General features: G+C 42.9%; 11 protein-coding genes and 1 tRNA gene. 3 read left to right on the top strand and 9 right to left on the bottom strand.

The genetic code is table 11. The features are described 5' to 3' along the window. From AC1DXF_RS28450 to AC1DXF_RS28440, 3 genes are all read right to left on the bottom strand, one after another. Positions 1 to 557 (bottom strand): DUF1593 domain-containing protein (locus tag AC1DXF_RS28450; RefSeq protein ID WP_477452076.1); only part of this gene is annotated, 557 nt, incomplete at its 3' end. Between the two features lie 440 nt (positions 558 to 997). Beyond that, on the bottom strand, positions 998 to 4678 hold the full coding sequence (locus tag AC1DXF_RS28445) for a family 78 glycoside hydrolase catalytic domain (protein WP_477452075.1): 3681 nt from the start codon (positions 4676 to 4678) through the stop codon (positions 998 to 1000). Positions 4679 to 4958: 280 nt separating this feature from the next. Then, on the bottom strand, positions 4959 to 5855 hold the full coding sequence (locus AC1DXF_RS28440) for a glycoside hydrolase family 16 protein (protein ID WP_477452074.1): 897 nt from the start codon (positions 5853 to 5855) through the stop codon (positions 4959 to 4961). Between the two features lie 291 nt (positions 5856 to 6146). On the opposite strand from AC1DXF_RS28440, the gene AC1DXF_RS28435 reads away from it, so the two are divergent. Then, positions 6147 to 6332 (top strand): hypothetical protein, encoded by a 186-nt coding sequence (locus AC1DXF_RS28435; RefSeq protein WP_477452073.1) that lies wholly within the window; start codon positions 6147 to 6149, stop codon positions 6330 to 6332. Between the two features lie 238 nt (positions 6333 to 6570). Here AC1DXF_RS28435 and AC1DXF_RS28430 read toward each other — a convergent pair whose 3' ends face one another. From AC1DXF_RS28430 to AC1DXF_RS28420, 3 genes are all read right to left on the bottom strand, one after another. After that, positions 6571 to 6966, bottom strand: coding sequence for a hypothetical protein (locus AC1DXF_RS28430; RefSeq protein ID WP_477452072.1), 396 nt, complete (start codon positions 6964 to 6966; stop codon positions 6571 to 6573). A gap of 277 nt (positions 6967 to 7243) precedes the next feature. Further along, a complete protein-coding gene (locus AC1DXF_RS28425) occupies positions 7244 to 9889 on the bottom strand; it encodes an MBG domain-containing protein (RefSeq protein ID WP_477452071.1) in 2646 nt (881 codons plus the stop codon). Between the two features lie 634 nt (positions 9890 to 10523). Further along, a tRNA-Asn gene (locus tag AC1DXF_RS28420) sits at positions 10524 to 10597 on the bottom strand. A gap of 86 nt (positions 10598 to 10683) precedes the next feature. On the opposite strand from AC1DXF_RS28420, the gene AC1DXF_RS28415 reads away from it, so the two are divergent. Beyond that, positions 10684 to 11598, top strand: a complete 915-nt coding sequence (locus AC1DXF_RS28415) for a PfkB family carbohydrate kinase (protein ID WP_477452070.1) — start codon at positions 10684 to 10686, stop codon at positions 11596 to 11598. A 47-nt stretch (positions 11599 to 11645) separates the two neighbouring features. Here AC1DXF_RS28415 and AC1DXF_RS28410 read toward each other — a convergent pair whose 3' ends face one another. Genes AC1DXF_RS28410 through AC1DXF_RS28400 form a run of 3 tightly spaced genes read right to left on the bottom strand, consistent with a single transcriptional unit; the run spans position 11646 to position 13142 of the window. Then, on the bottom strand, positions 11646 to 11924 hold the full coding sequence (locus AC1DXF_RS28410; RefSeq protein WP_477452069.1) for a cytochrome b5 domain-containing protein: 279 nt from the start codon (positions 11922 to 11924) through the stop codon (positions 11646 to 11648). Continuing rightward, complete coding sequence (locus AC1DXF_RS28405) at positions 11908 to 12600, bottom strand: lycopene cyclase domain-containing protein (protein WP_477452068.1); 693 nt, start codon at positions 12598 to 12600, stop codon at positions 11908 to 11910. The genes AC1DXF_RS28410 and AC1DXF_RS28405 overlap by 17 nt, the downstream gene beginning before the upstream one ends. Continuing rightward, positions 12597 to 13142 (bottom strand): hypothetical protein, encoded by a 546-nt coding sequence (locus AC1DXF_RS28400; protein ID WP_477452067.1) that lies wholly within the window; start codon positions 13140 to 13142, stop codon positions 12597 to 12599. The genes AC1DXF_RS28405 and AC1DXF_RS28400 overlap by 4 nt, the downstream gene beginning before the upstream one ends. A 307-nt stretch (positions 13143 to 13449) precedes the next feature. On the opposite strand from AC1DXF_RS28400, the gene AC1DXF_RS28395 reads away from it, so the two are divergent. Beyond that, the gene (locus tag AC1DXF_RS28395; protein WP_477452066.1) at positions 13450 to 14181 is read left to right on the top strand and encodes a helix-turn-helix domain-containing protein; all 732 of its coding nucleotides are present in this window, start codon (positions 13450 to 13452) and stop codon (positions 14179 to 14181) included. Positions 14182 to 14224 lie beyond the last annotated feature (43 nt).

The raw sequence follows: 14224 nt of genomic DNA, 5'->3' as shown, positions 1-14224 counted from the left end.
GTGTATACTCTGAGCTTGCTTATCAACCTTTTTGCTTCCCCTTCGCTTTTAGTCTCCCTGATTTTCCAGAGTGCTTGCGCCAGTATATTCGGGCCGCCCCAAACAGTCACCCATAAAGGGCGGCTGTCATTCTTTTCAAGCATCTTGATCACCCAGTCCGAACCTTCCGAATCTTTGCCTTTTCCTACGCCTTCCATCCCATAAACCGGGAGGCCTTTTTTTACCAGGCTTAATAATTTTTGCGCTGTCGGAAATCCCGGCTCATGTTTTAGAAGATTAGGTTGCACCTTCTCATAATTACGAATCACTTTTTCAATGAGTTGTGGGCTAACCTTTTTTGATTGATGAATGGATGTTGAAGCGATGAGCCCTTCGATGTCGATTTGATTTGTATATAGCATTAACCGCACCATCGACATAAAATCATCAGGCTCGTTTCCGATGTCGGTAATAACAACCAGGCGATGTTTGGCAATTGTTTGTGCAGAAGCCGTAATGTGTGTTGCCAGTATAATACTTAATACAACTTGCGCAACCAGCATTAGTTTTGTTTTCATTATTTTAACGTGAGTTCGGGATAAGAAAAGTTTATAAAAAGAGGCAAAGAGCATGTTTTTTTGTTTATAAATAATTGACAATCAATTTATTAATAAACATCAACACCCTGTGCTCAGCGATAAAATTATAGAAATTTTTTAAACGTTGATGACTTTTACAAAGAAATAGTACTAGAGCCTGGAAAACGGTTTATGGAAGAAATTCTTTAGGCAAACGAAACAGAAAAGCGATCATCAGGGCAAAATGAGATTATTGCCCTGATGATCGCTTTCCATTATGACCGGTTCACTAACCCTTTAAACCACAATGCACGCGTATCACAGTAAATTTTGAATGTCCAACGCCGAAATTTTCCTTCATTATTCGATATTGGATATTCCGTGTTCGATATTTAAATCCTCCTTTATTCCTTACCTTAATAACACAGGAGAACTCCCCCCTACTTCCCCACACTAAACACATAACTTCCCGACGCCAGCTCATAAACAGCCTTCCCATCGGCATACCTTAAAAACTTAATCCCTTTTACTTTTGCCGCAGGCTTGCCTCCTTCGGTTATTGCCGAAGCTGAAGGAGCAGGCAAGTATAAAGTAGCTTTAGTATTTGCCGGTACGGTTGCATTGTAAACAAGTGTATTGCCTGCCGTTTTCCAGCTGCTGCTGATCCTGCCGTAGGGCGAATCGTAGTAGCCTTTGGCGTAGGTCATCTGGCCGGTTGGGTCGGGCTCGGGTTGCAGGATGAAGTTTTTAAAACCAACCTCGCCACGCTGGATGCCCAGTGAATAGGCCATCATCCACTGGCCAATAGCGCCAAAGGAGTAGTGGTTAAAGGAATTCATGCTGTTGTTACCGCCGAAACCGTTTTCAACCGTGTAACCGTTAAGGCGTTCCCAGATGGTGGTAGCGCCCTGGTCAACGGCGTACAGCCATGAAGGGTAATGGTCGTTTTGCAATACCTTGTAGGCAAGGTCGGTATGCCCATAGTCGGAGAGCGATTTGCTGATCCAGGCTGTACCTATAAAGCCCGTCATCAATGAATATTTAGGCCGTACAATACCGCCATCGTCCTTGCTTTCGCGCTCTACGGCGCCTTGCAAATTTTTTGCCATGTAGGGGATATTTTCATCGTTAAAAACCCCTAATGATAAGCCAACGGCATAAGCGGTTTGTATATCGGCTACTTTAAATTCGTGCTTTGCGTCACGTGGTGCAAATAAGCCCCCGCCCATAAGCCCCATTGCTTTTTTATCGGCATTGATAAAGGTTTTGTTAAAAAAGGCTTTGCGCTCGATATATCTTTCCTGGTATTTAACAGCGTCTTGGGGCTTGTTTAAAGCGATTGCAACCTTTACCATAATACCCAAATCAAAAATATGGTAAGCTGTTACCAGGTAATCGGTACCCAGCTGGTTATTCTGAGGGCCAAGCCAATCGCCTAACTGCGAATCAGAACTCAGGCCGGTTTTTTTGTTGATGGTGGAGTCGATAAAGCTCATGTACTTAGCCATGGCCGGGTAATGCTCTTTCAACAAGGCAACATCCTCATATTGCTGGTATGCTTCCCACGGAATAGTAATACCCGCGCTACCCCAAAGTACACCGCCAAAACCGCCGCCTACAGGGGCAATATCGGTAAACTTGCCGTTGGGCATCTGCAGATCGCGCAGGGCAAACAGGTGCCGCCTCAAAAACTGGTCGCTGTTTGACAGGTAGGTAGCCGTGCGCGAAAAAATACTGATATCGCCCGACCAGCCCATGCGCTCGTTACGCTGCGGACAATCGGTAGGGATGGTCAAAAAGTTATCAATGTTTGACCAGGTGAGGTTTGACCACAACTTATTTACCTTAGGGTTGGATGTGGCGTAATCGGCCGTTAGCTTGTGGATTGAGCTGATGGCCAATCCCTGCACAGCACTTAACGGCAGTGGCTCATCAACCCCGGTAATTTCAATATACTGATACCCGTGCGATGTAAAATGCGGCTGGAATGTTTGTTCGCCATCCTTCATGGTATAAACATCCTGGCTTAGGGCAGCACGGTAATTCTCGGTCATGATCATACCTACATTCTTGCCCGATTCTTTGAGTGCCGGGTATAATACCTCGGCATAACGCAATAATAATTTTTTGCCTGCCTTACCATTTTTAATATAGATTTTGGGCACGCCCACTATATTTTGCCCCATGTTGTACACGTAAACGCCTTTGCGTACTTCCTGCATGCTTTTGGCGGTAAGTGTTTTGTAGATGCCGGCCGGCTGCCCAATCTGGCCTATGAGCGATAGCTTATCGTAATTAAGCTCGTCTTTGTTACCAAAAAAATCATAGGATACTCCCGAATAAGCGGTACCGTCCACCGATACCTTAACAGCCTTTTGCCATGCGTTATCATTATAATTCACGGTGCTCCAGTTGCTTATGCCCGCCTCGCGCGATGCATCGTATACCTCGCCCATATCCAGGCTGCTGTAAACTATGGGGCCTTTGTTATAATATTCCCAGTCCTTATTATTGGTGGTAATTACCTTTTTGGAACCATCGGCATATTTGATCACCAGCTTGGCCAATAGCGATTGCCTGTCGCCAAAGTGGTTCCAGATAGAGCCGTAGCTTAGCAGGCCGCTCCACCAGCCTTCGCCCAGCATGGCGCCTATGGCGTTTTGCCCGTTGGCAACCATACCCGTAACATCATACGTTTGATACAGGTGGGTAATGTTGTACTGCGTTAAACCGGGATTGTAATAATCATTACCTACGCGCTTGCCGTTAAGGTATACCTCATAAATACCGCGGGCTGTAACGTACAGGCGGGCGCTTTCAACTTTTTTGCTCCCCGTTTCAAACTGAGTGCGCAACATCGGCATGGAGTTGTGACTTGGGTCGGCCACCGCGAAAACACCGTGGCTGCCCCCTGATACCACAAACCGCTCGTTTTTTATGCTGATGGCTGCATTGGCCCCGCCGACGAAAGATTTATAAATACCCGCATAACTTTGTGCCGACAAATCCTCCTTAAACAAGGTATTTCCCGGCTTGCGCGCGTTGGATACTTCCAGCCCCGAAAATGAGGCCTGCTGCCCGGCATCCATAGCATAACCAATATCACAAAGCAAACCGAACGAGATTACATCGCGCGAACCCAGCGGGTTAAGGGTAACTACCGCCGTACGTGGATTGCGGGGCGGAAAAACAGGCTGGGCACCCGCAGATGCTTTATCATTATTTATAAAAAACTCATATTCGCCGTCTACCCTAAATGTCAAGGTGCCCATTTCGTTATTGATCGCAAAATAGTGCTCTTTGTTTTTATTGCCCTCGTTAATTACGCTTGTTTTAATATCAAACGATTTAATAACATGTGTAGCAGTATCATTGCCGGTATAGCCGCTACGGTACACGTTAATTTTGGCGTTACCTGTACCGGCGCTGCCAACCTTTGAAATATCCAGCTCAACTTTAAAGTAACTCTCGTCCTTTTTACTCTCAACCTGGAAAATATTTTTGTTTTTATCCATTAACCTGGCATCGTTGGCACCCAGGATGACACTTGCCCGTGTACTGCCCGGCGCAATGGCCAGCTTATAATTCATATTAAAAACAGGCAGGTATTTGGAATATAGAACCAGGTCGTTGTCGCCGCCGCCAATCCAGGTGGCGCCATCCCAGGCCGATAATCCGGGATCGGGGTTCATTAAGCCAGTTTCGAACCACGAAGTATTGGTTAATATGGCCCCGGTTTGGTCCCAAACGGTAGCTTTCCATGTGTAACGGGTGGCGGCCTTCAGTTTTTTACCGGCATATTCAATACCTGATGATTTGCTGCTGTTTACCTTGCCGCTGTTCCACACAACTTTGCCTTCGCCATTTTTTACTTCAAGCTGATACGATAGCTGTATGTAGCCCCTTGCCCCTGCCGGTGCCTTCATTTGCCAGCTAAAGCGGGGAGTTTCAACATCAATGCCAATGGGCTTGTCGGTATACTCTACCTGCAGGTTATCAATGCTTGCCTTAGGTTTGCTATTGGTTTGTTTTGCAAATGCATTATTGCCTAAATAAACCAAACAAAACAAGGCAAAAACAAGCGTAAAGCTTTTAAAATTGAACAGGCAATTTTTTTTCATGAATGAGGGATAGTTAATTACGTTTAATAATCTCCACAATCAAAACCGTGCTAAGTCATAAGTCTTAAGTCGTGAGTCTAAAGTTTTTTTGGCTTAGAATTAGAACTTAAGACTTTGGGCTAATGACTATCCGTGAATTTATCGTTGACACGACAATCACATCATCAATCCGATAAAAAAGCAGAATGTGGTTTATAATTATTTACACAATAATACGTGTTGTGGTGGTGAAACCGTCATGCACTGTCTTGTACAGGCATAAAGCCGGTTACCCTATTTTTTATTTTTGATACACACGTACATAATCCACCTCAAACCGCTTTGGGAAAGTGGTTGCTGAAGGTTCACCGCCGTTATCGCCGCCTATTGCAAGGTTCAGGAGAATGTAGTGCGGCTGCTTAAACGGGTTAAAATTGCTGCCGTCCCGGTTAACCAGGTCTTTTAAAGCCACGTGGTTAAGCAACATATCATCAACATACAGGCTAATGGAAGTTTCGTCCCAATCCATTCGCCAGGTATGAAACCGCAGGTTCCAATCGGGTTCAAATGAATCGAGTGTTTTGATATTACTGTACCATTTGGCCTTATACGGAACGTCTGTACCACAGGCTATATTGGCCAATAGTTTATCGCGGTAAAATTCCATAATGTCAATTTCGCCGTTTGATGGCCAGGGCTTGCTTACGCCTAAAGTCCAGAAGGCCGGCCATAAACCAGCATCGGTATTTATCCGGCCCCGCATAACCAGCCGGCCATATTGCCAGCTTTGCAGGCCATTGGTATGCATACAGGCCGATGTATAATCAATAAACTGCCTACTGGTTCGCCAGTCGGTACTGTTAGCCACATATGCCGGGTTGGGCAGGTGCACCTTTTGAGCCTCTATTACCAGCAACCCGTTGTGGCAGGTGGCATTGGCGGCCTGGTACCATTGGTCTTCATGGTTACGCACAAAGCCCTGTTCAAACTTCCAGTTGGCGGGGTTTGGTGGTCCCTCGTTATTGAATTCATCGGCCCAAACCTGCTTATACCCGCCAACGGTATCCGGCTGTATTTGCTGGCTTTGTGCTATTAAAGGCGCCAGAAATGTTAACCCTGCTATCAGCATTTTAAAAACACCCCGGTTAGGATAATGCTGACAGGCGAAAAGCTTCGTTTTCAAGGTTATCCTTTGCATGTTATTATTTTGTTTGGCCAATATCGGATGTTTTTTCTTTTGATTTGTTTGTAGGCTTCAAATGGTACCCGTTTTTAGGGGAAAATTGCTGAGAAGCGTCGAAAAATAAAAAACAGATCGTTATTGCTTCGTACCAGTACATCATGTATTGGAATTTATATCAACATTCGTTTGAACGCTGGCTACGACTCACCCGCCGGCGCTACGCGCGGCACCCTCTCTTCACCTGCGGTGGAAAGAGGGGCTTGAATTCTGAATATCAAAATGTTATAGAAAAAATTCAGTAATCAAGTGATAAAATTTCAAGCCCCTCTTTCCGGCGAAGCCGAAGAGAGGGTGGCGGGCGCAGCCTCGCCGGGTGAGTCTTCGTCGCCGATCCAAGTGCCAAAGGGACTCCTGTTGGCCAATAACAGGCACAAATATTTGGATGCGCCTAAATTGCGCGATCCGTTTAGTGTTAACCATGATAAAATATAAAATACTGATTGTCAAATATTTATAAAAATTTTATCTGAAATGTGTTAAGTTATGTTAACCCAATCAGATGCCCTGGTGCCACCCCGTACCGGTACACACAGTTTCGGTTTTTCACCTCTTTTTGCAAAAAACCTGTAAGCAACTCCTATGGCATCGAATAAGCTGCGGGGAATTTAGATCGTGGAGATTACCGGTAGCTTTTGGGGTATAACGATTGCCTGCAACTTCAGAGGGGCTTTTATCTAAAATAAACAAAACGGCTGTTATATTCCCCCTCGGTTCTTGACAGGTTACCCTCCTTGACGTGAAATGATAATACGCCCGAAAATTCAGACGTTTTATAATCTTTACCAAATAATGCCGCGCAATGAGCTACTATCTCGCCTATTGCCCTGGGCGAATCAAAGTAATCGGTTTGCAGCAAGCGCTGAACAGCTTTGGTAGCGCCGGGCTTTTTTCCCCGGAACTGACCGGTATAACCGGCCGTTGGCAAGATAGTATTTTCACCCGTCGAGCCATGGATAAACGAAACAAGGCGTTCTGCAATTACTAACTGAACCGCTTCAGATTTAAATGCATTAACCGCCTCTGCCAATTGCAGGTATTCTTCCTTAAACCGATCTAAGCTTGTCATTGATGAAATTGTATTCTCTAAATATTTCATATTTTTTGCTAAAAATTGAATAACCCATACTCAGGCCGATTTGTATGCCCAAACAACCTTCCGCTGCTATAACAATAGCTAAATGTAATTTATATTAAGCCGGCAAAAAAAATGAATCGATGAATAGGAATTAACTATCGACTAATGGGCTGCCGGGAGATATTTTTTTGTTCACTTTGTATGTGAATAGCGAGTTTGGAAACAGTGGAATTTATGGAAACAATTATTACGAAGCCAAAAGCTTCGTCTATCTGAGGAGTGTGAGTGGACCCGAAAAAGTTTCTGTCTTTTTGCTCACATCAACAGATATCATATAATAATAAGTACCTGCAGGTAATCTACTTCCGTTCAAGGTTCCATTCCATGGGATGCCGTAACCAACAGAATGAAAAACCAATGATCCAAAACGGTTATACACGCTTACAATTTTGTTATTATAAAAAGCCAGGGCCGAAATTTCCCATGAATCGTTTACACCATCCCCATTTGGCGTAAACGTATTTGGAATTGAGATAGATAGCGGAAGAGGTGTAATAGTAAGAACACCAGGCACATAACTTATGTCATAATTAGGCGATGCGGCCCCGCTGGCAGTTATGATGTATTGCCCTACGGGTGATGTTGTTGTGGCAGTAGTAATAACCATGGGTTGGGTTATTAAATTTGCGGCCGTTTCGCCATTTACAAAGCCTGTGTAACTTACGGTTAAGACCGGGTTGCCGGTTCCAAAAACCTTGGTCTTATCATTAGCTACTATACTTAATGGAGCAGCATTTACATAACTTAACGGCATAATCATGTTGGTGTTAGTGATACCGGCGCTGCTAAGTAATATATTGCCTGCATAATTACCCACTACACTTAAAGCAGATAACCGGATGTAGATTTCACTTGCAGCAATGGTTCCGCCGCTGCCAATAACTACCGTTGGATAAAACTGAATATTGTTTGTACTTACTTCAAAACCAGTTGGTGGTGTTACTAAAATCCCTGCCGGTAAACCATCGCCAGACACTATGAAACTTATAGATGATGACGCGGTGCCATAGATGGTCTTTAATGATGTCAAAGTCCCCGTTGCTGTAATGGCAATCGGCGGTTGAACGATGATATTTCCACTTGTATAAGTAATATTGTAATTACTTGTATTAAATGTACCGCCTACTGCAGATGATGGTATTACCGATCCCTGGTATAACCCAGCCGGATCAGTTGCTGCCGATCCGGCGCCATAATTAAGAGTGACACTTCCAATCGTTTCCTGGTTTTGTAATCCGGTTGGTGTGAACGCCATTGATCCGGAAACCCCGTTTAAGGTTGAACCATAAGTTTTATTAACATCGTTAGCCCGGATAGTTAAAGCTGCCGGACTAATTATGCTATTCGGAACAGGCATATTTATATTGGTCGCCCCATTGCTGCTCAAAGTAATATTACCCGAATAACTGCCAGAATTGGCAACTCCGGTCAACCTGAAATATACCGGTATATCGGTTACGCTGCCCGCCGCGCCAATGGTGACTGTGTTGGCAAAGGTGATATTATCAATACTTACTTCAAAGCCCGATGGCGGCGTAACCACAATGCCGTTAGTTAAATTTTTGCCCGACACCAAAAAACTGGTTGATGACGAAGGCGTACCGTAGGTGGTGGTTAATGCTGCCAGGTTGCCTGAAGATGTTATGTTTGGAGAGGGATTAACCGTAATGGTGAAAGTAACAGGAGAACTGTTGCAGCCAGGACCCGCCGAAATAAAATTTCCCGGTGATTCAACAGAAGTTCTTACGTCAATTGTATTTATTACCTTATTGGTTGCCGTGTTGATCACCGAAACGCTGTTTGAAGCTGCATTTGCCACAAACACCCTGCTTCCATCAGGGCTTACAGATATCCCATAAGGATTTCCGCCCATGTCAATTGTTTTAATTACAGTATTTGTTGTCGTATTTATTACCGAAACCGTTCCTGGGGAAAAATTTGAAACATAAACAAAACGGCCATCGGGAGTTACGGTTATACCCTTAGGATTAAGACCCACTGTGATATTAGACAATATGCTGTTGGTGGATGTATTAATAATTGAAACAGTGTTTGACTTGAGATTTGTTACGTATAATCTACTACCGTCAGGATTCAATGATAGTTCAAAGGGGAATGGACCCGCTGCGATTGTTGTTATTGTTGTATTTGTTTTTAAATCTACGACAGTTACCGTGTTTGATGAGTAATCGGTAACATACATTTTGCTACCATCAGGACTTATTCTCGCGGCCCATATATCTGATGTTACGGAAATATTATCCACAACGGTATTTGATGCCGTACTGATAACGGATATGTTGCCGGCATTATGATTTACAACATACACCTTGGTCCCATCGGGGCTAACAGTAACTCCTATAGGATAAAACATTACAGGAATTGTAGCAATAACGGTATTGTTTTTAGTGTCAATCACCGAAACTGTATCATCCACCCCGTTTGTTACATATACTCTGCTACCATCAGGACTAACTGAAACATATTCTGGTCTGACTCCTACTGTTATTAAACCTACAACTACATTTGTTGCCATATTAATTACAGATACCGTGTTACTTTGTATATTGGCTATATACGCAAACCCTGCCAGTCCAGGCGTAGCTGTAATAGTTGCTTTAATGGGAGTGTTACCCGTGTTAATCGCAGTAAACGAAGGTATATCTCCTGTCCCCGTTGCAGGCAAGCCTATGCCTGGTGTATTGTTTACCCAATTGTATACACACCCCGTTCCGGCAAAATTAATAGCTGTAGTAGCAGATCCATTAGTAACTATTTGATTTTGTCCCTTTGCTTTAGTAAATAAAAAGAGAAGAGATATGGAAAGATTTAGATAAAGTATAAGTTTATTCATTCGTGCATAATGCATGCTAAATCGTTACTTAGCTTTTATTAAGGCTAAGTAACTGTAGCTTGGCACTATGTGTTCAAATATATCAGATAAATAGTACTATTTAAAATAATTTAAACTGGGCAAATTGACTGCGCGGTGGCTCTTAATCTTTGTATCAACAAAACAAAAAAGGAGGTTCACAATGAAATTCAACTTCTTGAGCAAATTAAAAACCCATATCGTTAACCGGGCGGGTAACAAAGCGTTTACGCTGCCATGGGTGCCGCAAGTACCATAACCAGGAATATCTTCAATTTTTGATACCTTTTCTAATAACTCGTTTACCACTTTTGGTAGTCGGTCGAATGTTAATATTTCCATAACAGCTTTTTTTAATCGTTATGGAGACAAAATTATTTTACGATGCCGCCCAACACCCTGGGGTTTATCCGACCCGGGCAGCAAAAAAATAAAAATAACGGCAATAAAAGAGAAAGTGTAAAGCTGAAACTACCGCCAAGTGGCAAAAAAAACAAGGGATGTTTTTGAATTATTGAACCAAACAGGCGTTCAAAAAACCATGTAATTGTTGAAAAAAGTCAGGCGAAAAAAAATCCCCACTCGCCAGAGTGGGGATAAATCATTGATTTTATTGCTCCTGAGGCTGGGCTCGAACCAGCGACCCTCTGATTAACAGTCAGATGCTCTAACCGGCTGAGCTACTCAGGACTATTTTTCCGTTTGGAGTGGTGCAAAAGTATAATTTCTGCGGTAATTTCGCAATATTTGCGCAAAAAAAATTTAAAATATTTTACATGAGTTTGTTAGTTATTGGTACTGTGGCATTTGACGCAATTGAGACCCCCTTCGGAAAGACAGATAAAATCGTCGGCGGGTCGGCAACCTTCGCAAGTTTGGGCGCATCTTACTTTTTTGATGATATAAATATTGTTGCAGTGGTGGGCGATGACTTTCCGCAGCATGAGATTGAAGACCTGAACAAGCACAATGTGGATACCGAAGGCCTGCAAATTAAAAAGGGCGAGAAATCGTTTTTCTGGAGCGGCAGGTACCATAACGATATGAACAGCCGTGATACTTTGATTACAGAATTGAATGTTCTGGCCGATTTTGATCCTATTATCCCCGAATCGTACCAGGATTGCGAATACCTGATGTTGGGCAACCTGTCTCCGCAGGTACAGCAAAGTGTTATCGCGCGCCTTAAAAACCGCCCTAAGCTTATTGTAATGGATACCATGAACTTCTGGATGGATATTGCGCTGGATGAATTGATGAAAACTTTGAAGCTGGTTGATGTACTAACTATCAATGATGCCGAAGCCCGCCAGTTATCAGGCGAATTCTCGCTAGTAAAGGCCGCCCGGAAAATTTTAACAATGGGCCCGCAATACCTGATCATTAAAAAAGGTGAGCACGGCGCTTTGCTTTTCCATGAAGATAAAATATTCAGCGCCCCCGCACTTCCGTTAGAGGAGGTTTTTGACCCCACAGGCGCAGGCGACACGTTTGCCGGCGGGTTTATCGGCTACATGGCCAAAGCAGGCACGGTGAGCTTCGAAAGCATGAAAAACGCCATCATCTATGGCTCGGCCCTGGCATCATTCTGCGTTGAGAAGTTTGGATCTGAAAGATTAAGGAACCTGACACAGGAAGAAATTGCCGCCCGCATAGCCCAATTTGTGGGATTGGCTAAGTTTGAGATATAAAGAGCCAGCCCCTCCCAAACCCTCCCCGGAAGGGAGGGCTTTAAATATCATCCAAAAGTCTCCCCTTCCGGGGGAGATTTAGAGGGGCCTGGACTTAGCCTACCCACTTTCTCAAACTTTTCAAATACAGTTTCGGTATGCGGCGCATCGGCAAGCTCGGGTGTCAAATCCTGGCCGGCCCAGTGCTCGTAATGTTTTCCGTTTCGCCATAGGCGGCTTTCGGTTACATCGTATATAATACCTTTATAGGCCACCCAAATCAAGGGCTTATCCTGCCCGTTGCGCAAGGCTAATTGCGATTTAGTATATTCAGGCAGATTGGTCATCAGTTTTTTTTCTTGTTTTAAAGTACTCAAAAAAGCCGATATTCATAAGTAACAGCGCCATTAGGTAAAAATGATCTTCTATGGGAATAGTCCCTACCCTTTTGCCCATGTTTTGGCTATTGTTATATATAACCACCGGGACGGACGTTAAAATTCCGTTGACGATATAAAAAGGGACCAGCGCAACTACATATGCCAGGTAAAACCGACTAAGCCACCTTGCCGTAATTACATATTGAAGTATTAACAACAAAACAAGCAAAAGCCCAAAAGTAATTGCTGTATAAATTCTATCATAATAAAATATAAGCCCCAAAACAGAAAGCATAACTACCAGGCTACTAATGATACTGGTTAACCGGGCATCTATTTGCCATTTTACGTAATAATTTAAACAGGCATAGATAAAAATACATGCAAACGGCACGGTTAAAAAAAAGAGTACTTCTTCTAATGGCAAACCCCAAAATGTAACACCGATAATATATTGCGGGTTGAATGACCATACACCTTTTATGGTAAACAGTACATCCCAAAACAAAAAGAAAAGACCGGTTACGGCCATGCCCGGCCATATATATTTCCAGCTTTTATAAAAATGAATTTTCTTATCAAACGATAACATAACCGGGAAAAATACCGTCAATACATTGATGACCAGGTAAGTGTATTTCACTTTAATTCGGCTAAGTGTTTGTTCAGATTTTCATTTTGCGCTGGAGTGCAACGTTTGGAATTCAGCAGAAATTTGATGATGGCTATAGTTAAGTCCTTATCGCCGGTGCCATAGTTCTTTTTATCTAGCTGAGTAATAATTTCATCACGGTCTGTAAGCAAATCCTTGTTAAAGCCTAAAAAACCTGGCACATTATGCTCAACGGAGAAGCGCAAAAAACGGATCTCGATATTATGCGGATCGTTATTTACAGCTGTTTTGTAGGTAGCCTCGGCATTATTCAGGTGCTTTACTTTCATATAAGGGTTCCAGCTGAGCTTTGCCTTGCATGCCGATAAAGTGGCCAGGTACGCGGTAATAACCCCCGCAGGTTTCCTGATTGCCGCCAGGCTTTTGTATAATGAATCGGTTGTTTTGCTGCTATTCATGCATACCACCAGCAGGCTGCGGATATGTCTCAGGTTAGGCTCATCTGCGTGGGCAAATCCGGTATTAAACCATAGGAAAAAAGCAAAGGCGAATAAAAAGATACGTTTAGTCATTCAATAACATTTAGTTTTTGTTGTGATGCCGCCTTAATATCGAAGCCAATTTTGTTGGTATCAGTACTACTGAACTCCAAACAATTATTATCGTAAAACTTGATCACCATAGCTAGGGCGTACCCAAAAGTACAAATTGTAGCCTGTATTGTTTTTTATCGGTATAAATACCCGCCATTTAGCCAGAAAAGATTGTCGTTTTGCGCTGATAAGCATCGTGTCGGGTTAATGTCGGGTATAAATACAGCCGGATTTATTGTACCTTAATCGGGTTAATTATAACATTGCCCAAGAATTTTATCAAATTATGCAACAACCAGCCTTAGGTAAAAAGATTGCTAAGCTCAGAAAAGCCAAGGGCTTAACACAGGAAGAACTTGTTGAAAAATGTAATTTAAGTGTACGTACACTACAACGGATAGAAGCCGGCGAAGTAACACCACGGAGTTACACCATAAAACTAATTTTTTCTGCTCTTGGCCATGTGGCCTATGAGCCCACGCAAAGTTTAGCCGAAAAATTAAGTAAAGCCTGGCAACCCGCAATAAACGAGATTCAAAAATTCTGCAGTTACTTAATTGATTTATTTAATTTAAAAACCAATGCAATGAAAAAATTAACCATTTTATCTATTTTCTTTTTAACACTTTGCACCATTATCTTTTCGGCTTGCCTCAGTACAAAAAAGGTTATCACCGACCAAAATGCGTTGGTTGGTACCTGGCAAATAATGCGCAACGGCATTCCTGATACCACTTATGATAATAAGGCAGGACAAATAAGGTACAAAACCATTACAGACAGCAGGTTTATAGTTACGGATATACAATTTGCAAAGAAAGAGGTGTACGCTGCTTTTGCAGGATCGTATACGTTGGATGAAAAAAATAAAACTTACTCGGAATTGGTTGAAGCAGCCGGAGGTGGATATACACAATATATGAACGGAAAAATAGGTACTTATAAATATCGCATCACAGATTCATTATGGTATATAAAAGGAAACGGGTATGATGAGGTCTGGAAAAGAGTAAAGTAGTTTGGTTAAGCCGCTATACTAAACTTATTTGGCTAAGCGCAGA

The organism is Mucilaginibacter sp. P2_A5 (assembly GCF_056404995.1).
This window is presented reverse-complemented; position numbering and strand designations above follow the sequence as displayed.